Annotated in this window: 18 protein-coding genes; 11 read left to right on the top strand and 7 right to left on the bottom strand. The window is 48.7% G+C overall.

What is annotated here, in order from left to right; genetic code table 11:
* Window positions 1-2: 2 nt before the first annotated feature.
* Window positions 3-1325 carry an LLM class flavin-dependent oxidoreductase gene (locus AB3N00_RS18650; protein WP_413035906.1) on the top strand — a complete coding sequence of 441 codons (1323 nt, stop codon included), beginning with the start codon at window positions 3-5 and terminating at the stop codon, window positions 1323-1325.
* A gap of 126 nt (window positions 1326-1451) precedes the next feature.
* On the opposite strand, the gene AB3N00_RS18645 is transcribed toward AB3N00_RS18650, so the two are convergent.
* On the bottom strand, window positions 1452-2156 hold the full coding sequence (locus AB3N00_RS18645) for a DUF6199 family natural product biosynthesis protein (protein ID WP_413035905.1): 705 nt from the start codon (window positions 2154-2156) through the stop codon (window positions 1452-1454).
* Between the two features lie 182 nt (window positions 2157-2338).
* Here AB3N00_RS18645 and AB3N00_RS18640 point away from each other — a divergent pair, with 182 nt between their 5' ends.
* Window positions 2339-3166 carry a sugar phosphate isomerase/epimerase family protein gene (locus tag AB3N00_RS18640; protein WP_413035904.1) on the top strand — a complete coding sequence of 276 codons (828 nt, stop codon included), beginning with the start codon at window positions 2339-2341 and terminating at the stop codon, window positions 3164-3166.
* A 165-nt stretch (window positions 3167-3331) separates the two neighbouring features.
* On the top strand, window positions 3332-3865 hold the full coding sequence (locus AB3N00_RS18635) for a hypothetical protein (protein ID WP_413035903.1): 534 nt from the start codon (window positions 3332-3334) through the stop codon (window positions 3863-3865).
* A gap of 90 nt (window positions 3866-3955) precedes the next feature.
* Here AB3N00_RS18635 and AB3N00_RS18630 read toward each other — a convergent pair whose 3' ends face one another.
* Window positions 3956-4834, bottom strand: a complete 879-nt coding sequence (locus tag AB3N00_RS18630; protein WP_413035902.1) for an SDR family NAD(P)-dependent oxidoreductase — start codon at window positions 4832-4834, stop codon at window positions 3956-3958.
* A 135-nt stretch (window positions 4835-4969) separates the two neighbouring features.
* Between AB3N00_RS18630 and AB3N00_RS18625 the strand changes: the two genes are divergently transcribed.
* The gene (locus AB3N00_RS18625) at window positions 4970-5428 is read left to right on the top strand and encodes a MarR family winged helix-turn-helix transcriptional regulator (protein WP_413035901.1); all 459 of its coding nucleotides are present in this window, start codon (window positions 4970-4972) and stop codon (window positions 5426-5428) included.
* A gap of 533 nt (window positions 5429-5961) precedes the next feature.
* Window positions 5962-9492: an S-layer homology domain-containing protein gene (locus AB3N00_RS18620; protein ID WP_413035900.1), complete on the top strand. Its 3531-nt coding sequence runs from the start codon at window positions 5962-5964 to the stop codon at window positions 9490-9492.
* 335 nt (window positions 9493-9827) lie between these two features.
* Here the strand turns inward: AB3N00_RS18620 and AB3N00_RS18615 are convergent, their stop codons facing one another.
* The 3 genes from AB3N00_RS18615 to AB3N00_RS18605 form a co-directional block, all read right to left on the bottom strand.
* Window positions 9828-10487: a DUF554 domain-containing protein gene (locus AB3N00_RS18615; protein ID WP_413035899.1), complete on the bottom strand. Its 660-nt coding sequence runs from the start codon at window positions 10485-10487 to the stop codon at window positions 9828-9830.
* A gap of 16 nt (window positions 10488-10503) precedes the next feature.
* On the bottom strand, window positions 10504-11826 hold the full coding sequence (locus AB3N00_RS18610; protein ID WP_413035898.1) for an amidohydrolase family protein: 1323 nt from the start codon (window positions 11824-11826) through the stop codon (window positions 10504-10506).
* A 160-nt stretch (window positions 11827-11986) separates the two neighbouring features.
* On the bottom strand, window positions 11987-12601 hold the full coding sequence (locus AB3N00_RS18605; protein WP_413035897.1) for a TetR/AcrR family transcriptional regulator: 615 nt from the start codon (window positions 12599-12601) through the stop codon (window positions 11987-11989).
* 194 nt (window positions 12602-12795) lie between these two features.
* Here AB3N00_RS18605 and AB3N00_RS18600 point away from each other — a divergent pair, with 194 nt between their 5' ends.
* From AB3N00_RS18600 to AB3N00_RS18585, 4 genes are all read left to right on the top strand, one after another.
* Window positions 12796-12951: a hypothetical protein gene (locus tag AB3N00_RS18600; protein ID WP_413035896.1), complete on the top strand. Its 156-nt coding sequence runs from the start codon at window positions 12796-12798 to the stop codon at window positions 12949-12951.
* A 297-nt stretch (window positions 12952-13248) separates the two neighbouring features.
* Window positions 13249-14283 (top strand): ROK family protein, encoded by a 1035-nt coding sequence (locus tag AB3N00_RS18595; protein ID WP_413035895.1) that lies wholly within the window; start codon window positions 13249-13251, stop codon window positions 14281-14283.
* Between the two features lie 146 nt (window positions 14284-14429).
* A complete protein-coding gene (locus AB3N00_RS18590; RefSeq protein WP_413036077.1) occupies window positions 14430-15638 on the top strand; it encodes an MFS transporter in 1209 nt (402 codons plus the stop codon).
* A gap of 230 nt (window positions 15639-15868) precedes the next feature.
* Window positions 15869-16483 (top strand): TetR/AcrR family transcriptional regulator, encoded by a 615-nt coding sequence (locus AB3N00_RS18585; protein ID WP_175397309.1) that lies wholly within the window; start codon window positions 15869-15871, stop codon window positions 16481-16483.
* A gap of 308 nt (window positions 16484-16791) precedes the next feature.
* Here the strand turns inward: AB3N00_RS18585 and AB3N00_RS18580 are convergent, their stop codons facing one another.
* Both AB3N00_RS18580 and AB3N00_RS18575 read right to left on the bottom strand, forming a co-directional pair.
* Complete coding sequence (locus AB3N00_RS18580; RefSeq protein WP_413035894.1) at window positions 16792-17733, bottom strand: alpha/beta hydrolase family protein; 942 nt, start codon at window positions 17731-17733, stop codon at window positions 16792-16794.
* A gap of 202 nt (window positions 17734-17935) precedes the next feature.
* Complete coding sequence (locus AB3N00_RS18575) at window positions 17936-18859, bottom strand: alpha/beta hydrolase family protein (RefSeq protein ID WP_413035893.1); 924 nt, start codon at window positions 18857-18859, stop codon at window positions 17936-17938.
* Between the two features lie 351 nt (window positions 18860-19210).
* On the opposite strand from AB3N00_RS18575, the gene AB3N00_RS18570 reads away from it, so the two are divergent.
* Window positions 19211-22381: an N-acetyltransferase family protein gene (locus tag AB3N00_RS18570; RefSeq protein WP_413035892.1), complete on the top strand. Its 3171-nt coding sequence runs from the start codon at window positions 19211-19213 to the stop codon at window positions 22379-22381.
* Window positions 22368-23246 carry an amidohydrolase family protein gene (locus tag AB3N00_RS18565; protein ID WP_413035891.1) on the top strand — a complete coding sequence of 293 codons (879 nt, stop codon included), beginning with the start codon at window positions 22368-22370 and terminating at the stop codon, window positions 23244-23246. The genes AB3N00_RS18570 and AB3N00_RS18565 overlap by 14 nt, the downstream gene beginning before the upstream one ends.
* The last annotated feature ends 47 nt before the right edge of the window (window positions 23247-23293 follow it).

The following is a 23293-nucleotide window of genomic DNA, read 5'->3' as shown; positions in this document are numbered from 1 at the left end:
ACATGACGAAACGTCGATTGAAGTTGGGGGCCAATCTGAACGGAGTTGGGAACAGCATCTCCTTCTGGCGTCACCCGGACATTCCGATTAATGCCAGCGTGAACCTTGATTTTTACAAAAAACAGGCGCGTAAAGCGGAGGAAGGCAAATTCGATCTGCTGTTTATCGCTGACGGTCTCTTTATTAACGAGAAATCCAATCCTCATTTTCTGAATCGGTTCGAGCCTCTAACCCTTCTGTCTGCACTCGCGGGAGTAACTTCAAACATCGGGCTGGTCGCAACGCTATCGACTTCGTACAGCGAACCGTTCACGGTGGCGAGGCAATTTGCTTCATTGGATCACATCAGCGGGGGACGGACGGGATGGAATGTAGTCACTTCACCTCTGGAAGGATCGGCACTTAACTTCGGCAAAGGAGAGCACCCGAACCACGCGCTGCGCTACAAAATTGCTGAAGAACATCTGAATGTGGTCAAAGGCCTGTGGGATTCCTGGGAGGATGATGCCTTCGTCGGGGACAAGGAGAACGGCGTCTTCTTCGATCCTTCCAAGCTGCATACGCTGAATCACAAGGGTGATCATTTCTCAGTACAGGGACCGCTCAATGTAGCTCGCTCGAAGCAGGGATATCCGGTCATTTTCCAGGCAGGTTCGTCCGAATCCGGCAAGGACTTGGCAGCGAGGTCGGCAGATGCCGTATACACGGGGCATGAGACGCTGGAGGAAGCAAGGGAGTTTTACCGGGATGTCAAGGCAAGAGCAGTGGCATACGGACGTCAGGCAGAAGAACTTCTGATCTTTCCGGGTATCGGTCCTATCGTGGGCAGAACGCAGGAGGAGGCTGAGCAAAAGTATCAGGAAATTGCCGAACTGGTCAGCATAGACCACGCACTGAATTATTTGGGACGTTATTTCGACCATTTTGATTTCTCCCCATTCCCGCTGGATGAGCCTTTCCCTGAGATTGGTGATCTGGGCAGCAACAGCTTCCGCAGTACAACGGACAAGATCAAGCAGCAGGCACGGGAAGAGGGGCTTAGCCTCCGACAAGTTGCGCTAAGAGCGTCAACGCCACGAACATCGTTCATCGGCACACCGGAACAGATTGCGGACCAGATTCAGGAGTGGTTCGAAGGAGAAGCCGCAGACGGATTTAACATCCGCACGGTTGTGCCGAATGGATTGGCTGACTTCGTGGATTTGGTTGTCCCGGTTCTGCAAGAACGAGGTCTGTTCCGGACCGAATATGAACATGAGACGCTTCGGGAGAATCTGGGGCTTGAAATCCCGCGCAATCGGTACACGCTGGAAAGTGTGAAATAATCTACACTGACAGCGATCTAAGTTTAATGCTTATCGTGAATCACCTGTTAAGGCAGGGTAAAAAAAGAGGCGGTAATGACGTTAACTTCAACGTTGTTACCGCTCTTTTATGCCATTTTGCATGGTTTAGAATGCTTTAAAGGCGACCCCGATCGCTCCGACCATGACTACAATCCCGCCAATCTTGGTCATGAAATAATAAAAGTCACTAGGTTCGGGATCATTTACCCAAATCCAACGAAGGGAGAGTAGGAAGAGGATATCCTGAAATTTCCGATAGTAGAAGCTGCACCATCCAAATATCAAACCGGCCAATGCGAGAAAAAGGTAGACTGGCTCACCTTGGGTGTAATGATATAACGGGTATGCAGCTGTTACGAGTGTATCAGGTGAATACCTTTCCTCGTCATCGTGAATCACTCTTTGGTTATTAACGTAAAAGGAGACTGAGTTCACGATATCGCCCTGTTCATCGAAACTCAACAACAGTCCCGACTGATCCTGAACTTCATATTTGCGTTCGTTTGGATATGAGACGCTATACGTTGGAATTGGTGTCGAACTGAGTTCTGTAATGATGTATTTCTGATCACTGATGAATACAGTGCGCTTTTGCTGTTCCACTTGTACCTGAATCGAATCAGCCGTTCCACTCCGGTATATCATCTGGTTTCCTTGCTTGCGATCGAATGAGTACTTATTATTGTCTACATAGAATATGTGTTCTGTAAAATAAGGCTTGGATAGAAAGCCAACGATCATAGAAACTACCAAAAGGCATGAAAAGAAAATAATGGTGGGGGACTGAATTTTTTTGAGCCATGTCGTCATGGTATCAACTTCCTTTCCACTTTTTTCTATTACGCTGATACCGGGAAAGGGTTGCGCCATAAAAGAAATGGGACATACTGGTTCCTTTTTTTGAAGCGGCTGTTATTATGGATTTATACCCTGAATTGAGCTTGAGAGGGTGCAGCAGTTGTATATTAAACGAGTCACAGGAGGAGATAGGGATGATTAGAGGATTAACGAAGGCAGGTTTGGGGAAGATCGAGTCTGATGAACAATATATTATGAATGCGGCCAAGTACGGATTCCAGTCCGTAGATTTGAATCCGCTCTCATTGGTTCAACAATACGGCAAGGAGCAAGCCGCACACCTATTGGAAAGCAACGATATCATCATCGGTTCAGCGGATTTCACGGTGGACTGGAGAAACTCAGAAGAGCAATTTCGTGAAGGACTCAAATCTCTGGTTGAAATGGCAGAAGCCTCTGCTGCACTGAATTGTTTCAACTGCTGCACCTATGTTCTGCCCTCAACTGATCAGCCTGCGGCATCATTCATGGCGGCGGCTACCAGACGATTGAGACTCTGTGCAGATATCTTGGGTGCTTACGGTATTCGGCTCGGGCTGGAGTTTGTTGGCTGCCATCATTTGCGGACGGAGTGGAAAAATCCGTTTATTTGGAGTGTGGAGGATACCCTGGACTGGATTGAGACCATTCATGCTCCAAACGTAGGCTTGTTGGTGGACTCCTATCATTGGCATACGCTCGGTTTGCGGATCGAAGAGGTGCTGCATTTGAAAAAGGAACAGATTGTTCACGTTCATATTAATGATGCATATGATCTGCCAATTGAAGAATTGCTTGATTATGAGCGCCTGTATCCAGGCGAGGGGATTATCGACCTGACCGGTTTCCTCAAAAATCTAAAGGCTATCGGTTACACGGGCGTTGTAGCTCAGGAAGTTCTGGCACCTGCATCAAACCTTGATTCGACGGAGCTGTTTGCCAAGTCAAAGGCAGGTTTTGATAGCGTGTTTGCGACGATATAACATATTGAATAATGAAGAGTGGGAAATATGGCAAGAAGCTGGCGGGTTCACAGTGCGCTGTGTCAATGAACTCGCCGGCCTTTTTATTCTAGCATTCAGTCCATAATGAAATTAGAAATTAGAATGAGTTGTACAAATATCCACAACAGACAAGGAGTACATAAAATGAAGTTTTTGTTTGAATTGATGTTATCTATGCTAATGCTCACGCATGGTTCAAGTAGTGATCCTCTTACCAGGGAGGATGTCCAGAACTATCTCAAAACTCATCATCTGCAATATGCTGATGCAAAAATCGTAAATGACCGCTCTGCGCTCTTGGTTGATGTAAAGGGTGAACATGCCAAAGCATCGATACTCACCAAATCAGCGGATAATAAGCTTCTAATGCAACCCAACGAGTATGTATGGGAAGAAGATGAAGAAGGCATATCCGTAGAAAGGCTGGGTCGATATTTATGTGTTGTCATTCACGACAAAGCACGGAGTCATGATATGGATTTCGTTAACATTGTCTATGTAGATGATAATGGGGATGAGCGAAAGGATCGGTATTATTTTAATGGAAAGCAAGCCATTATTATTCCAATGCCGACCCGAAAAGAATCCCTCGTGGTCGCCATTTACGGGAATGATGGCTTTATCCAGGACATGGTTAAACGATTCCCGGAGACTGTGTTACAGCAAAATCATCTATAGTGTTAATTCCAAAAATAACGGATAGTTAATTAACAAGGTAGCGAAAAGGAAAGGGGCTGATCAGCCCTTTCCTTTAGTAGTGAGCCACTTTTAATCCACCAAGCCCCGTTCTTTCATCAATTGATGCGTCACCTTCCACAGCTTATTCTGCGTTCCGGCATCTCCGCCCGGATATACAGGAGTGATCGCCGCTCCGCTGCCCACATTGAAATAGCCTCCCGAAACCTCACCAAATGTCGGTTCCACTGCCAAACGAGTCATGATGTCCGCGCCCCGGCGCGGGTCACCAATGTGCAAAAATGTTAAAATGCGCTCAAGCACACTCGCAAACCATAGCTCTCGTCCGAGACCTGTAACATTGAAGCCTGGATTTAAGGCATTTACACAAATTCCGGTTCCATCCCATTGTCTGGCTAGTTCGGCAGTAAACATAATATTAAGCAGTTTGGTTTTGCCATAGATCGGAGAGGAACCGCGTGCAGTAAAGGGAGTGGTATTCATCAAGTCATCCGGCAGTACCAGTTTGCCATGATTCCGTGAGGCTTCAGATGCAACGTTCACAACGCGGGCATGGCCCGCCTGAATCAGGGAATTACGCAACGTATGCGTTAGCAGCCAAGGGGCCAAATAGTTCACGGCAATCATCTCGGCAAACCCTTCTGAAGTGACTCTCTGTTCAAAAGCATGAAGTCCCGCATTATTCAAAAGTACATCGATACGCGGATAAGCGGATGCAATCTCAAGCCCAATACGTTTTACATCGCTCAGTAAGGACAAGTCTCCGAAGAAAAAGTTGATCTTGGCGGAAGGAACGATTTCTTTAATTTTCTTTCGGGTGGCTTCGGCACGTTCCTCGCTTCGGGCTGTAAGTACAAGGTGAGCACCGCGCTTCGCAAGTTCCATGGCAGCAAGCTGTCCCAATCCGCTTGTTGCTCCGGTGATCACAATTATAGGATGTGTTGTTTTCATGGTTAAGTCTCCTTTTGACACGATCTGGGTCGGTGGATATAATTGATATAAATCAACTATATAGATTAATTGATATTTGTCAACTATATATTCAGAAGCCTGCTTTGATGTATTAAGGAGAGGGGAACGACAATAATGACCGAAAATTCAATTAGAACCCAAGACAGAGAAAGGCTGGAGTTGGCACTTGGTGAGCAGATTCATGCCCTGATTAGTGCTTCACATGCGCTCAATGTCCGATCTGCCGAGCGTTTTGATGCGACCATGCAGCCTGCTGCTTTTCATCTGGTGCGGTGGCTGTACTCTTATGGCCCTACGAGTGCCGCAGCTTTGGCAGAAGCGACAGCTATGGACCGCAGCTCGGTAAGCCGTCTGATAAAACAACTCGAAAAGTCGGGATATGTGAGCAAGGAGCCGGACCCCAATGATCGGCGCGGCGTTTTGCTGTCTCTGACGGAGCTCGGTCAGCAATCGACGGTGAGTGCGCTCAAGGAGAAGGAGTCCGCTTTTTATGATCGTATATCCAGATGGGATGATAAGGAGCTGGAGCGTTTCACCACCATGCTTCGGCAGTTTAACGGGTTAGAAGGTTAGTGGGGTGTATTACTTTATATATCATTGATTATTCTTGATTTCACATTCCGTTCACTTTCGCTTCACAAAAGTAAACATGTAAAGGCAAGGTCAAAATGACGACCGAACGCATTGTACCCGCGGAGTCTAGGCGCAGAGCGCTTATGAATTCGGGGGTGCTTTTTTTCATGACCCGGTCAAGGCTAGCCTGATATGTTTACCAACTCCTTCAATTTCTCCCCTTCAACACATCTATTTCGCTGTATTCTTTTCCTGCCATCCACAGCAGTGGTGGAACTTTCCTGAATGGTGAACAATCTCTGAATTTTGCATCACCCACGAACGGGTGCTTCAACCTAGATTTTTCACCCCGATAACTGAGCAATGTAGAGCATGACCCCGGTAGAGAAAGGAAGAGAAACGATAAACGGAATATGAAAAAATGCAGGGATATGTAAAATTTTCTATAGGCGCTTTCAACGCGTTGACCCTGCTCTCAAAGTCTCTTATATTTACTCCCGGCACAACAACACAGAACGGGTGGAGGGATCAGGTTGTTCAATAAAAAAGGAAAGAAAATGCTCGCTATGCTTACGCTGATACCGCTGGCTACAGGGATGGTTATGGGGACTTTTCCTGCGGCAGTTACCTATGCAGATGCGGGAGATAACTCGCCGATCAACAGCACGGCAACGGGTTCATGGCAAACGGGGGATTTGCATGTACATACTTTTGAGTCGGATGACGCACAGAATTCGCTGGAGAACGTCCTCGATGCGGGACTAACGCAATATGGGCTGGACTGGATCGCGCTAACGGATCATTTGCGTTTATCCAAGCGGGATCACGATGGAAACGAAATTCCGGGCGGGTCCATTCCGATGTCCTTGGGGATGAATGAATATCAGGTACCACAGATCAAGGCGCTTCAGGAGCAAGGCAAATATGCAGGCAAAACGATCTTCTCCGGCTTCGAATGGGACATGCCGACACATGAACACGTTGGGGTGGGGATTCTCACAGATGAACCAAACTCAACCGAAGCATTGGAAGCTGCCAAAGAATTCGAATATCGCTTCACGAACCGTGATCCGAAACTGTTCGATCCAGCAGACGTAGCGGCTTGGGATCTGGCTGGCAAACGTGCCTACACGACGCACCAGGATGCGCTAACCGCAATAGAATGGCTGAAAACCAACTATCCAACAACGAGTTATGCGATGATCAACCATCCTTCGCGTGGCAAAAACAAATATACGATTGCGGACTTCCGCGATTTCAATGATCTGGCCCCACAAGTGGTATTCGGTATTGAAGGCATGCTGGGTAACCAGATGGAACCGGATCGCGGCGGGTACAACACAACCTATAACTTGTCTAATCCGACTGCAGACGATGGCTACAAGTACCGTACATACGGTGGTGTGGACTACATGGTTGCCAAAGTGGGCGGACTATGGGACGCACTGCTGGGAGAAGGGCGCCACTTCTGGAACTATGGGAACTCGGATTACCATTTCAAGACGATTGGCACGAATTCCAGTGGTTACTTCCCGGGCGAATATGCCAAGACCTACGCATGGGTTGAGGGCAGCGGAATGCAGGCGGTGCTGGATGGCCTTCGTTCCGGAAAGTCCTTTTCCGTATTCGGAGATCTGATTAACGCACTGGATTTCACCGCTTCCGGAGCAGGCGCTCAGGCTGAAATGGGTGGAGATCTCAATGTGACGCAAGGCGACGAAGTGGAACTGAAGATCCGTTTCAAGAGCCCGGCGAGCAATAACTATGAAAAACCAATCAACAGCGGCATATCTGCTGGACAGGTGCCCGTGGTAGATCACGTTGACCTAATCGCAGGGGATGTGACTGGCAAGGCTGAGAAGGGAACAGCCGCATATAACAAGGATACCAACGACTCCACCAGAGTGCTGGCTACCTTCACATCTGATGATTGGACGACAGATGCCGAAGGCTACAATGTCATCACATACAAGATCAAAGCGACGAATCAAGACCAGTATTTCCGCTTGCGCGGGACAAACCTGGGTATGAATGTTCCGGGCGAGACTGTGAATGGTGAACCACAGCTTGATCCGAAGAACACGACAGCTGACGCAGAAACTCGTTTCAACGAAATTAATGACAGCAACTACCGGGATCTATGGTTCTACTCCAATCCGATCTTCGTGAGTGCGACACCTTACAGTGATGTACAGGCGGTAACCGATACGCTCCAAGCGATTGATCTGGGGGACCTGAACGCGGTCACTTCCGACCTCACCCTTCCTGTTGAAGGGAAACATGGTGCGACGATCAGCTGGTCCAGCTCCAAACCGGAACTTATCAATAATCAAGGCAAACTGCTGACACAGCCGGATAACAATGAGCGATTGGAACTGACGGCAACGGTACAACGCGGCAGCGAAATTCAAACGAAAATGTTCACCGTCATCGTAGAGGGCAGCAATAATCAGGTTCTGGTGCTGAAAAGCAATATGACCACCACTGACGGCCAGCCGTATCATACGGATACCTGGACGAATCAGTCCGTAAATGTTAGTGTAACCAGCGCGGTATATGCACCGGCCACTTCGGCGACCATTGAGCTGTCCCATGATGGAGGCCAGACGTATGAACCCTATTCAGAAAATACGCCTTTGGAGGTAACCGAGCCTGGAGAACACAGCCTGTTATTCCGAGCTACGGACGATCTGAGCGGGGAGTATACTCTACCCGTGGTTGTCAAAATAGACCGTGAAATTCCTGTCATTACGCTGCAAGGCAGCAGCCAGATGACACTGAACGTGGGAGATAACTACAACGAGCCTGGAGCACAGGCATCCGACAATGTAGGCATCAGCGGTTCCGTGCAGATTGATGGCACAGTAAGCACACAAGCGGCTGGAATCTATACCCTTCGCTATAACGTAAAAGATATCGCTGGTAATGCAGCAGAGGAAGTTACACGTACCATTTCGGTACAAGCCAGTTCGAATAATGGCGGTGGTGGATCAGGTGGCGGCAATGGAGGCAGCTCCGGTGGCAATTCGGGAGGAAGTACGCCAAGCGTACCGACAACGCCTACCGTTCCTACAACACCAACCGCTCCGGAAACAGGATCCGATTCATCCACTGAAGTGAAGGTAGAGGTGGAAGCGAATCAGCTTGTGCAAACGGGTATTAAAGACGTAGTGGAATTCAGCGCACCGGCTGGAGCCATTGGGGTAAAAGATACCTTACAGTTGTCCGTGGTTACTCAGGACAAATTGCAAAATGCAGCTTCGCTGAAGATTCTGGGCCAGGCAGTACAGATTAGCCGCACAGGCGGACGGACATTGAACAAGCCGGCTGAGTTGAGCCTGAATGTTGATCCGGCAGATCTGGCAAGTGGAACTAAGCCGGCCATCTATTATTACAATGAAGCCCGTCAGAGCTGGGTATTTGTCGGCGGGGAGACGAATGCTGCAGGAACCATAACGGCGAATGTGAATCACCTGGGTACCTTTGTTGTGTCCAGCTACACACCAGCGAACCTGACGGATCTGAATGGACACTGGGCATCCGATTATGCGGATCGTCTGATTGGCATGAATGTCATCCAAGGTTATGCCGATGGAACATTCCAACCGTCCAAGGAGATTACAAGAGTAGAGTTTGTTACATTGCTCAGCAAAGCATTGGCACTTAAAACGGTATCGACCAATACTTCGTTTGCCGATGATGAAACTGTACCCGCATGGGCGAAGTCCGAGATTGCAGCAGCTGTGCAAGCCGGAATCGTGACAGGTTACGGGGACAATACATTCAAGCCGGATCGCACCATTACCCGTGCCGAGATGGCCGTGATGATGGCGAAAGCGCTGAAATTGAGCGATGTGCAAGCAGGAACGAATGGAGAGGCTGTCAAACCAAGCTTCACCGATGCAGAACAAACTCCGGCTTGGGCGCAGGAAGCCATGAATACAGCAGTCGAAGCCAATATTGTGAATGGATATACGGACAATACGGTTCGTGCAGGGAATATGACCACCCGTGCGGAAGCAGCGGCGATGATTTACAAATTGTTGCTCGCGATGTACGTGTAAAGAATGGCAAATTAAAATTGAGGAGTACCACTTTCGTGGTACTCCTTCATTTTTTCTTTACTTTTAAAAGTAAAATTAAAATATAAACAAGCAAGGTGAGTATCAGGGCAGAACCCAAATACAGACCAACAGTACCTATGGCAATGAATATGTAAGTCACAATTAAACAAGCTACATACAATAAAAAAATCTTTAGTAGTTTTATTCAGATCTCCTCCTATATACAGTAAAAGACTTATCCAAATAGGATAAGCCTCTTAGCTGCTTCTGTCTACCAAATTTTACAAGTATAATTGTTTACTTCAGATCGATCAACACTTGTTTTCCTTCTGACTCTATAACACAAATATGGGAATAAATAAGGCCGGAAGCAGATTCAACACTTTGATATCCGTAATCTTTAGGACGTTCAACCCGGTGCAGAGCGCGAGAATACCGCCAATCAGGGTAATTTCGTTAATGATATTTGCGGTCATGTATACGGAGATGAAATCGGCTGAAAAAAAGACCAGAGCTTCGATGACAAATAAAATGAGCGCGGAATACATAATGCCAAAGCCGAAGGAGGAAGCCAGAATCAATGCCGTAATCCCCGAGAAAATGGTGTTGATTTGCAAGAACGTGTTATCTCCCTGCAGCGCACTTTGCAGCGGTCCCAGTATCGGTATCGACCCTAAGCATAACAAAGAAATCGCGACGGTTAATCCTTCATTCAGACCGTTGGACGAGAAGCGGGTCATGATCTTGGACAGCATCTGATCGAAATTAATCAGTTGACCGATAATCCCGCCTACCGTAAGAAAGATAACAAACATGACCTGATACTGGCTGGTGGAGATGCTGTCCATGGTTGTACTGATGCCGATGATGACTGCACTTATCCCGATGATCTGATACAGGATGGCCTTATATCCGTCATTTACAAATTTTTTGGAAATAGCTCCAATGGTACTTCCGAATATAATGGAAAAGCAATTGACTAATATTCCTAACATGATTTCACTCCTGAATTCACCAAACCGAGTTTAGAACATCGTCTACTTCTTGTATTCTCGTCACAGATGGTGTTTGAATTAGATTTCCTTTGACCATGACCATGCGTACATCGGACAGTGCTTCAATGTTTTCCAGCGGATTCTGGTCCAGCACGATCAGATCTGCCTGCTTTCCGATATCGACCGTACCTGTAACGTCCTCAATGCCCAAGATCTTCGCGTTGGTTCGGGTCACCATATCAATCAGCTGCTTGTTGTTAAGGCTGGTCTGTTTGATGTAGTAGTCCATCTCTCTCCACATGTCATAGTGAGTCACGTACGACATGGCGGCATCGGTACCAAGACCGATGGTAATGTCGTTTTCGATGGCCTGCTTCGCACTTTTTAACATGGATGTATACACGAGTCTGGAGTTTTCTTTCACGGTTGCGCTCACCTTCGTTACGCTGGTATCGAGTAAAGCGGAGGGATAAGCAGCTAGAAAGGTAGGAATAAGGGCAGTATAGCCATTCAGGGCATTTGGATTGTTTTTGAACAGGTTGATAATCTCGTCGTCCATCTCGGAGCCATGCTCAATCGTATCAACGCCACCTTTTAACGCAACTCTGACACCTTCCGTACTTTCCACGTGAGCTGCCACGCGCAATCCGATCTTATGGGCTTCATCGCAGATCGCTGCAACTTCCTCCACTGTCATCTGTAAACGGCCGGCTTCGCCGACCATTTTTGCATCCGTAACGCCGCCAGTCACGCAGATTTTGATGAGATCCACGCCGTGTTTAACATTGATGCGTACATTTTTTCGCGCTTCCCATGGGGAGTCCCCGACCAGAGCCAGGAAAGGAGCGCCATGTCCTCCCGTTACGCTTAGGAAAAATCCAGAGACAAGCAGATTGGGACCAACAAATTCACCGTTATTAATTTCATCCCGCAACTTCACATCGGTATAGAAGAATTCGCCGACACTGCGCATCGTGGTTACGCCTGCGTGGAGTGCGGTCAGCGCATTGCGTTTCATTCGTTTTTTCAAAACGTCTTTGCCGAATTTCGTGTTCAGGATCCGATCATATGCGAATTGCAGCATGCCTTCGCTGACCGACAGACTGAAGGGCTTACCATCTGCAAAGAGATGAACGTGAGCGTTGATCAGTCCTGGCATCACGTATTTGCTCGAGAGATCAATGACCTCATAGTGGTTCGGGATGGTCAGTTCGCTCGATTTTCCAATAGCCTGAATCTTTCCTTGTTCATTCACGAGTATGGTCATGTTTTTCTCCATATTTCGTTGTTTGTCTCCATTAATGATGTGGCCGTTTACTAATGCATAACCTGTTTTCATATCGTTTTTCCTCCTTTGGTATGTAACACACTTTAATAATGAATAATTAATTCATTTTTGGGTCAAAAAAATAGGATTCGTATCTTAGACTTTTTTTTGGCGTGCGGACCAAGTTTGTTTTGACCTGATCTGCACGCTGCGCCGGCTAGGCCTACAACCATTATTCGCTCAAACTCTTCATGCCGTACAACCGGTATACATACAATGCTTCGAAAATCTGCTTGCGGCTGTCCTCACTCATGTCCCGTTTCAGTAAATCCAGGTTCATGTCGATCACATTGTGAGCAAGGATATCGAGCAAGATCAGGTTTTCTTCCATTCCAATCTCATAATGCTTGTACTGCTTTTTGAGATAGGCTTTCTTGGTTTCGATCATGGTCTCGACGAGCTCGTTCTTGGCGTTGGTGTAGATTGTTCCTTTGTTCTTTTCGAAAATGATGATGATCTGGTTCCGGTATTTACGTAATACGTCGACCTGTTCCTGTAACAGCGCCGATTTCCTTTCGCTATCCGTTTCCATCTCGAACAGGTTCTGGTTATCGAAGTGGATCGTCTCGACCAATACTTTCTTCAGGTAATCCACCAGATCGGGCGGCACGACCGCGTAGAACAGATCCTTTTTGTTTTTGAAATAGGTATAGATATTGCCTACGGAGATATTGATTTCGTTCGCGATATCGCTCATCTTGGCATCCACAAACCCCTTTTCATAGAACACCTTCAGCGCCGCGTATTCAATATCTTTCCTGACTTCGTCTTTCTTGGCTTGCACCATTGAGAACGACTCCTTAATAATGAATGAGTGATTCGTTATTAGGTTATTCCTATTTGGAGGGTTTGTCAACAGGGAGGAGAAGATTATTAAGTGTAAGTTAGTTTCGGGAGTTGGTTTGAAAAGTCACATGCGCCAAGGGATCTGTGGAATTTTATATCGAAAAAAGATGCTCCCACCTTTTTTAACATAAATCCATGGTGGCAGTACTGGTGTACCTTTTGCTTTGTATAGAACTTCACCATCATCACTTGATGCATATTTCTCAAGACTATGATTATCTTCAAAACTCACTGTTCCTTGGTAAGATAATCTCTTGCCCTGTATTTCTATATCAGGTGCATCTGAGATAATCCTACTCGCTGTATTGATTAATCCAATTCTCCCTGAGGACCATATGAATAATTCACTGAGCATGACTAAGACAACCGCAATAATACAGATACTAGATAGTCGCTTTTTCCTCATAGTCCATAATCTCCTTTGTCAATATAATATGGTGCAATAACCCTTGTAGCAATATTAATGTTCCCGCTTCCAATTAAGCATTGACTTTCCATAGGAATCCCCCTAAACTTCAATTATTAAAATACTTTTAAAAACATTCAGTGAATGGTATTGAATCAACGAAAGGAGGCGTAAAACTCGAAATGCTACCTACATCACACAACACCCAACAGGTGAAGCGAATCAATGTGGAGCTGGTGAAGAATACACTCAGATCAACGGGCGTTGGTACGAAGTCCTCCATTGCAAATTTGACGAAACTCAGTGTTGCTACCTGTGGCACCATCCTGAACGAGCTGCTCCAAACGGGAGAGATCATTGATCTGGGACCGGATGAATCAAGCGGGGGAAGACCTGCAAGTCGATATCAATTCAATGCGGACTTTGCCAGCGTGCTTTGCCTGATTATCCGAACAGAGGGCGGCGTTCACTCGATCACGCATCTTCAGGCCAATCTCAATGGCGAGATGAAAGACGAACAGACGCTCATTTTGGATGAGATTACCGTAGCGACTGTGGAGGATTTGATAGCAGCCTTGATTGAGCAGTACAACAATGTGCAGGCAATTGGGATCGGTATACCGGGGGTGGCACACAACGGAGTTATTGGCATTTGCGATGTGCCGGGACTGGCAGGTCAGCCGCTGGGGCCGAAGCTCAAGGAGCGATTCGATGATGTGGAAGTCATCATTGATAACGACATGAATTTGACGGTGTACGGATTGTACAACGAGCAGCATTTTGAGGAAGAGAAGAACTTTGCGGTGGTCACTTTTCCGAAAAATCATTTTCCCGGGGCAGGTTTCATCATTGACGGCCACCCTTTGAAAGGGAACACACATTTTAGCGGTGAGGTGTCTTATCTGCCTTTTGGAGTGTCAACGGAAGAACAGCTTCGGCTGCTTCAAACTCCGGAGGGACTGCATCAGCTTGTGGTCAAAACGCTGGTATCCATCATTGTCATTATTAACCCGGCAGCAATCGTCATCACAGGGGATACGATGGACTCTGGTATGCAAAATGATCTGATGCAGGGCTGCCTGCAAACCATACCACAGGAGCACATGCCGCAGCTTATCATTCAGAATGACACACGGCGCGAATATGTTACCGGCTTGGTTGCTGTCACGTTGGAGAGCTTGACCTACCGTATCCAGTTAATCGAGAAAAAGTGGTAAAGACAGAAGTAAAGCTAGTCAATTTACACGTAAGAGCAATCGGAAGATCGTACTGCAATCGTAGTAGTAAAGTGTAATATTCCTTTCTGAAATCATTGGAGGTACTTATTTTGGATCAGCAAGCAAGTAAGAAAAAGTTCAATAAGATGTATGCCATGCAGCTGGCGACGATCTTTATTGGTTTTATCGTGTTTGGCATATCGGAAAACATTAAAGGGCCGGCGATTCCGCGCATTCAATTCGACTTCAATCTGGACGAGAAACAGCTCGGGACGTTGTTGTCCCTGAACGCATTGGGGTACCTGATCGCCTGTTCGTTCACCGCTATCCTTGTCCGCAAATGGGGCATCAAGGCGGTTAGCGTTATCTCTTTTGCCTCGATGATTCTTTCGGGCGTGTTCATCTATTTATCCCATACATATCCACTCTTTGCTTCATCGTACTTCTTCATGTACATCGGCAACGGCATGTTGGAGATCGCGCTGGCGATTCTGGGAGCACGGATTTTTGTGAAAAATACAGGCATGATGATGAACCTGTCCCATTTCTTCTATGGACTGAGTTCTACGGTAGCACCGCTGCTGGCAACGGGCGTCATGTCACTGACGGTGTTTGGGCATGAACTGGATTGGCGCGGCATGTATCTGGCCATGTTGTCCCTCTGCCTGCTGCCGATCATTGCGGCGCTGAGAAGCACGTTTCCGGGGGATGATCTTCCGCATGAGGACCGGGTTTCCCTGAAGATGCTGACACGTGATCCGGCCATCTGGATGATGGTGCTGATACTTTCTTTTGGCGTGGTATCTGAACTGGCCGTGGGCGGCTGGCTTGTAAACTTCCTGGAGAAAGCTTATACATGGGACACGGTTAAGGCATCGGGGATGCTGTCTGCATTCTTCCTCAGCTTCTCGCTGGGACGTCTGCTGCTCGGTCCACTTACGGACCGGATTGGTTTTGTACTTTCATTGATTGTGTTTTCGGCGTTCTCTGGTGTATGTACGTTCGCGGCAATCGCAGGTGGTGAGGGGCTGGCTTTCCTGTTTGCCGTGTCGGGTGCGGGTATTGCGATGATCTATCCAACTGTAATGGCGTTTATAGCGAAAAGGTATCCAAACGGCAGTGACACTGCCATTACGTTTGCAGTTACTCTGATGGGGATTGGAAGCGTCATCGGCAACTATGCCATTGGCTGGGTCATTGAAGGCGTGAAGAACGCGTATGGTTCAACCACGCAGATGGGTCTGCTGCGCGGGCTGCAGGCGGGGTATGGATTCATCGGCTTATGTGCAGTGATCTGTGCGGCGTCGGGCGTGGTACTGTTTGTATATTTGAAACGGAAGCAGCAACTGATTTAGGCATTGATTGAATAGGGTGTTAGATTGATTGGGAATCCTCATTCGTATAGGACGAGGACTCTTTTCTCTGATTCTTGTAAACATGTTAAAAATCAATCCGTCTCACAAAGGTTTATAAACGGAAATATGGTTGAGCCATATTGGTGTTAATAGTATAATTCGGATAATTGGTAAGGGATGAATTCCGTGAGTGTAACTTGAGGATAAATGGATGGGGGGGGAACTAATGGATGAATGACAAGACGGAAAACCCCAGTGATGGCTTGAAAACTCGTGACCACACAGATCGACCTGTGCGCGCCGACGCACAGCGTAACATTAATGCTTTACTCCAGTCCGCGATGACCGTGTTCGCCGCCTCGGGAGTGGACGCTCCAGTGCGGGAGATTGCAGAGAAAGCCGGTGTCGGAGTTGGCACCGTATATCGTCATTTTCCACAGCGCTCGGATCTGATCGAGGCCGTATTCCGGCAGGAAGTCGATGCCTGTGCAGATGCGGCGGCTGAGCTGTCAACGCAGTATGAACCCGGTGAGGCTCTGGCGCGATGGATGCAGCGATACGTGGACTTCATCGCAGCCAAGCGTGGACTTGCGGCGGCGCTGCATTCGGGAAACCCGGCATATGAGACCCTGCCGGCTTACTTTGATAAGCGGCTGAATCCTGCACTTCGAACCTTGCTTGAAACTGCTGCCGCTGCTGGTGAGGTACGTGCGGATGTTGAACCGGATGACTTGCTCCGAGCAGTAGCAAGTCTATCTGCTGCGGGACATAAAGGTAATCCCATGCAGGCTCGGCAGATGGTTGCTCTGCTCGTAGACGGACTGCGCTATCGTGCGACTCTGTAAACGAGTGCCTACTGCTGATATTTAAGGCTTCATTGCTATCAGCCATCTGCCAAGTAAAGATAAAGATTGCGCATTGTGCCCATGGATCGAGCTTCTTTCCAGGCTCGTGGTCATTGTACGGATTGCACAGAAAGCAGAAAAATGGCAGCAGGAACGGGTCAAGTTCCTGCTGCCATAACAAGATATATACGATTGAACAGGGGAGCCATAGAGATGGCTCCTTTTTCTTTTATTCGGAGGAATATGTTGAGCATGAGTGATATCCCCGCGGCAAGTTGATGCGATCCTTCAGTCAATCAGTCAGTTTCTTATTTGGTTTCGATACGACCCAGCGGGTTATCTTCTCTTGCCAAAGCCATACATGCTGAATCCCATGCGGAATCTTCCGGATAGAGTTCAGTACGGAGGTAAGCCCAGGTGAGTTTCTGAATCGCAGCTACCCGTTCAGGATTCTCATCCGTCGTCTCGGCGACATCGTAGCCGGACACTCCACCGAGTCCATGCTCTGCACCGAACAGTGTGAGCAGAGATTTGGGTCCGGGGGAAAGGAAATACGGATCAGTGTGCCAATCTGCGCCCATAACCGTCAGATGACGGGAGTTGTCCTTGTCCCCAGCAACAACGAGTGCAGGTGTTTTCATTTCAGAAAAATCGGTAGTGGAGAAGAAGGAATAATTCTCGATCGTAAATGCACTGAGTGCATCGCCGCCTCTGCCGGGTGCTGCAAGTAGTACGCCCGCCTTGATCCGGGGCTCGGCCAAGTTCACTTCTGTTCCGTCATAAGGATCGGTGAGCCGCGCTCCCAGCAGCAGGCTTATGGTATGCCCACCCATGGAGTGGCCAGCTGCGGCGACTCTGCTTCGATCGAGGCGCCCGAGAAGCTGCGGAACAGCGGACTCGATTATGTCTAGATGATCAAGGATATGCGTCATATCCTGAGCCCGGGATCGCCAGTATAGCGGCGCCTCGGGGTGATCCGAACCGAGGTTCAGCGTTCTCGAACTCAGATGGGTCGGCTGGATGACGACGAATCCATGTGCTGCCCAGAAATTGGCGAGTGGTGCATATCCGTTCAGTGAGGAGAGATGATTGGATGGACCATGCCCATGCGAGAGAAGAATGATCGGAAGTTCGCTTCCGGTCGCCGGTGCGGTTACCCGCATTTGCAGGTCTACAGCACGACCGGGAACTGAAAGGACTACCGGACTGAACGAAAGGGTTGGAGCAGGCGAGCCAATGTTAATTTCCATACGCATGGTATCTCCTTTTATACAATTATTTGTGTTCAAGACTGCTATCACATAATTCAAGCTATACTCGTAAGCATTCCGAAACGAGTATCGTCCCGGTATGAACTATTTCGTCCGATCTACAAAATGATCGTCAATAAGTTGTTAAAAGATGCTTGATTGAGCTTTGTTATTTTTTCAAATTGATGCGATCACCAATTCCTTATTTGGACTCGATACGTCCGAGCGGACTGTCGCTCTTTGCCAGAGCTGAACATGCTGTTACCCAGCTGGAATCATCAATACCAAATGCACTGCATAGGTAAGCCAGTGTAAGCTGCTGGATTAAGGCAACTCGTTCAGGACTTTCGTCTGTTGTCTCCGCAACGCTGTAACCGGAAATGCCGCCGAGCGAGTGCTCTGCCCCGAAGAGGGTGAGCAGGCTCTTGCTGCCTGGACTCAGGAAGTACGGGTCGGTGAACCAGTCTGGCCCCCGAGTAGTCAGTGGGGATTGGTCATGGTCTCCCGCGATCACTAGGGTCGGCGTGCTCATGTCCGCGAAGCTTGGGTTCATGAAGGGAAAGTGCTCAGCCGCGAACGGACTAAGGTCAGCTCCACCCTTTCCAGTCGTAGCAAGCAACACGCCCGCCTTGATCCGCGAGTCGGACATGTTCTCTCCCGGTTCACCATGGGCATCGAGGACTCGTGCGCCGAGCAGCATCCCTACCGTCTGGCCGCCGAAGGAGTGTCCGGCTGCAGCGATACGGCTTCGATCAAGGCGTCCACTGAGCCCGGGAACGGACGCTTCAATGAGATCAAGTTGGTCGAGGATGCGCTTCAAGTCCTCGACTCGAAAACGCCAGATCAGTGGTGTACGGGGGTCGTCAGGAGGAAGGTTCAACGTCCTAGAGTCGAGATGGGTAGGTTGAATGACCACGAAGCCTTGAGCAGCCCAGAAGTCGACCAACGGACCGTAGTCATCCAATGACCAGCCAAAGCCGTGGGAAAATATAATAATAGGCAAGTCGCGACCAATTACCGGTGCAGACACTCTCACTTGCAAATCCTCACCACGGTCCGGGGCTGATAGCACTACCGGTTTCACCGAGAAGACGGGGGTGGGTGTATTAATCTTGATTTCCATCATCATAATAATCTCCTTTTTTGCATCAATTTGTGACCTGCGCCGCCTTGTTATGCTAAAGGACGGAGTTAAGCGGAACCATGTTCCGATTATATACGGAACAACGTTCCGTTTGCAACAACTATTTCAATTAAACATCCGTTTAGATTGAAATGTCAGCCCAATCTATATCCAGAGCATGACGTGGACAGAAAAAAGAAATATTTTTGATTATCTGAAAATGTTTCCATTTATAGTATGATAAGACTATCGATAGCTTCAGCAAACGGGGACTCTATCATCTTTGTCGCTGTCGAACAAGCCCATTTTGTATGAGCACGAAGACACTATACATAAAGCAAAGGGGATAGAGACATGACAGTAACCTCAAATCTAGAACAAATCCGCATTATCGAATACGACCACTCCTATGCTGCCGCACTCGCTGATATGTGGAACCGCAGCAATGAAAGCTGGGGAGGCGGCACGAACCAGAGAACGGAAGATACCGTGCGCCGGGAGATGGAGAGTTCGTCCAATCTTCATGTTTTTCTTGCCGTTCATGAGAATGAGGTAATCGGCTTCTGCAGTTTCGCCCACTACCGCCATGACGAGAATGCCCTCTATGTACCGTTGTTGAATGTGCGCCCCGATTATCATGGTTACAAAGTCGGACGCAATCTGATCCTGAACGCCGTTCGCAAAACCGTGGAAGCGGGGTGGCCCCGTCTGGATCTGTTCACCTGGGCAGGCAACACGAAGGCTGTGCCGATGTACAAGAAATGCGGATTCTTCTGGGAGAAAAAAGATGACACTGTGCACCTGATGAATTTCATCCCGACCATCTTGCAGACCGAGGCCCTTGCTCCTTATTTTGAGGAGCTGGATTGGTACGCAGACAGCACGCGTGAACTCGTTATCGAGCCGGATGGTCGACGTGAGCGTGGCTTCGATTTCTTTGACTACACTTGGAAAAAGGGAGATATCTCCTTGCGCGCCGAGTTCGAGAAGTCGGGTCGCGGGCTCAGCGCTCTCGAAACACCGGATTACGCAATCTTCACAGAGATCGACGAACATGACCTGGTCTTCGGCTCCACATACAAGGTTCGCTATCGGATCAAGAACCGTTCAGCGTCCGAGCTGAAGTTCGAGATCAAGGGACGGGATAACAAAAATATTCGTTTTGCTCTGAATGCTGCTGAAGCAGTTGCACCGGGAGAGACGATCATCGTGGAGGGCGAGTTCCAACTTGATCCCGTTACAGAGGAACAGAACCAGATGAAAACCCATCCTGTTGTCGCCAGCACATGGTTAATCGGTGGCAGGAAAGCCGAGTTCCGTATGGGCGTCGTCCCGAAATTCCCGGCCAAGATCAACGCGGCGTTGCCTGTGAAGGAGCTCTATTCAGGCATTCCGGCCGAGCTGTATCTGAACGTGGAAAATAATTATGATTCCGAAGCGGAGTTCGCTTTTGACCTGCCAGAGGATGAATTCCTGGAGTGGGCAGAACGTTCGGTACGCTTCACCGTTCCTGCCAAAGGCAAAACATCTGTACCAGTGTCTTTCACCTTGCGTTCGTATGGTCTCTATTCGCAAGAAATAAAGGTAACGGCGGTTCCGGCAGGCCAAGAGGCAGTCTCATTCACAACCAAGTTGTCTGTTCTGATGAAGGGAACTCATGGACGATATGGTGGAGAAAATGGAGAGCAGTGGGTGGCCGTGAACGGCGCATTCTCCCTCCATATGAGCAGGCAAGATAATACGATGTGGATCGAATATCCTGGATCACGTCACACGTTCTGGTGGACCTACCCGAAGCTGGGGAAGCCTTTTGCAGAAGAGTTATCCAAGAAACAGGCGAAAGAAGTGAACATCTACCCCGAAGGAGAACGTCAGGTTCTCGAAGCACTGTATGATTCGGAGGATTTCCCAGGTTTGCAGATCAAGTCCGTCGTTAAGCTGTCTGCAAACGGGATCGCAGAATTCTACCACGAAATTGGCAATACTCGCAGTGCAGAACTGGAAGAGAACATGTTTTTGATGACCAACTTCGGTTTCTATGGGAGCAGGCTTATTCTCCCGTACCAAGGCCGCTATGTGGATATGGGAGATGATTACGCCGGTGACCCGAACCATTGGGATAGCGCACAGATCACGGAGAACTGGCTGTTCTGCAAGGAAGCGTATGGTGCATGCGGTATCTACTGGGACCCTTCCCTGAAGCTGCTTCGTCCGGAATACACGCTGGGGTTGGAGCATGATCTAGGCCGAATTCCGGCAGGAGCCGTTGTTCGGACGAAGGCTACAGTATTTGCGTTGAACACCTTTGCCAAGTGGCAGGATTTCCGCTCTTTTGCCCGTAAACAGCCCGATCCGGTTGTGCCTGTGCTGGATGACCATCTTGAGCTGGTACTGGGCGGCGGTAATCCGTTTGTCTCGGGCACGCTGCAAGCGGAACTGAACGAACGGAAGATGGTTCCACTCGCCGGAAACCTGGAACTGTACGTGCAGAATGGTGGTGCACCGGAGCACTTGGCTGCTGATATGGAATTAAACCGCGAGCAGGATCTGCGCTCCGCACTTTTGGAGTTCTCCCCTGAGGAAAAGGTTGCGACAGAAATACGCGCATTCGGCTGGAAGGTTCGGGCCGTTTATCGTGGAGAGGATCGCGTTCAGGAACGGACTGCCCTCTGGTTTCCACAAAAGGGATCAGCCGTCGATCGGGTGATTGAAGAAGGACCAGCAGGCACGGTTTACACAGTGAGCAACGGGGTTCTCTCGATGGCAGCTGCACCTGGCTTCGGAAGTGTCGTGCATTCCCTGAAGTACCAGAGCGAGGAATGGCTGGATAGTTCATATCCGGAAGCTGCGCCGCGTTCTTGGTGGAATCCATGGTACGGTGGACTTGGTGTGGGTATCCCGGGTATGAACGGTTTCAGCCGTCAGCTGGAGCAGAGAAGTGCGGCTTGGACGGAGCAGAAGGATCAGTACGGTAACATCTGGAAAGGAGTTCGGATCACGACCTCCATTGAGAAGCATGAAGCGAATCGGGGAATCACCGTACACCAGCATTACCTCATGCTGCCCGGCGTTCCTGTTCTCTGTTCGCTGCATTCAGTGACCAACAAGAGCGGCTTGGCACTAACGGATTATTCGCTTACGGAGGAGAAGTTCTTTAAAACTTCGCTTGTCTTTGAAGAGGGCTGGCTGGATCACCCCGAGCAAGGGCTTTTTCCTCTCGGGAAAGTGGATGCGGGTCTTCATTTGAATGGGCTCTTGCGGGTGGGAGCGGCTTCGCGTAAGAACATGCTGCACGCCGTAGATGGTTATCCCAATCAGAGCGCTTGGACATTTGCGAACAACCAGGTGCTCGGTCTAAATGTGAGTGAGCATCTGTCCATTCCCAATGGGGAAACGGTCTGGATGAAGCCGACCTATCTGATCTTGGGGCAGCTCACTCTGCATCCAGAGGATATGCGCAGCCTTCTACAGCTAACCTTTGCAACCTCTAATGACGATAAGGAGGCTTCCTATGCCGATCATTGATATTCACATTCATCTGTCGGACATCGACAGTTTCCATCGAACGGCGATCGATCTGTCGAAAGTGGACTACACTGCCGCTGGCCTCAAGGCGGAGTTTAATAAGAACGATGTCATTCTTGGTATTGGAATGGGGGTTACGGAGCAGACGAAGGGAGCGTTCCCGGATTCCAGTTCTCCCAATCCGATGGGCCTCAATTTGGAAGCAGCGGTGCCGCCATTCCTTATGGAATGTGTTGGTATCAACCCGAATCAGCTTGGTGGTGAATACGCACAGGACGAACTTGACCGAATTGAAGCACGATTGCAAGCTCCCGAGGTAGCCGGCATCAAGCTGTACGCAGGATACTACCATTACTACGTTCATGATAAGATTTATACACCGATCTATGAGCTTGCAGCCAAGTACAACATGCCCGTCGTCATTCATACAGGGGATACGTACTCGATGAATGGATTGCTGAAGTATGCACATCCGCTGACCGTGGATGAATTAGCCTTTCAACAGCGTGGAGTGAACTTCATGATCTGTCATTTGGGTGATCCCTGGGTGATGGATGCTGCCGAAGTGGTGGCAAAAAATCCTAACGTGTACGCGGATTTGTCCGGCCTTGTGGTCGGTGATCGGCCGCATTTTGAACGATTCATGAATGAGCCTCTGTTCATGGATCATTTCCGCCGGGCCTTGGTATATTCCGATCACTACGAGAAAATGCTGTTCGGAACCGACTGGCCGCTCGCGCCGATTGATCTGTATGCAGAATTTATCCGCCGACTCGTGCCGGAGCAGCATCATGAGAAGGTGTTTTATGAGAATGCTTTTGAATTGTTTCCACGCGTAGGGAAGCGGATTGCAGAGCTGGGTTAAGAAAAGATGAAGGCCATGATGGCGAAAGAAATTCACTTGAATTCTGA

The organism is Paenibacillus xylanilyticus, assembly GCF_047246825.1.
In the GTDB taxonomy this organism is placed as follows: Bacteria; Bacillota; Bacilli; order Paenibacillales; family Paenibacillaceae; genus Paenibacillus; species Paenibacillus xylanilyticus_B.
Note: the sequence above shows the minus strand (reverse complement) of the source record. Positions and strands in the feature narration are given on the sequence as shown.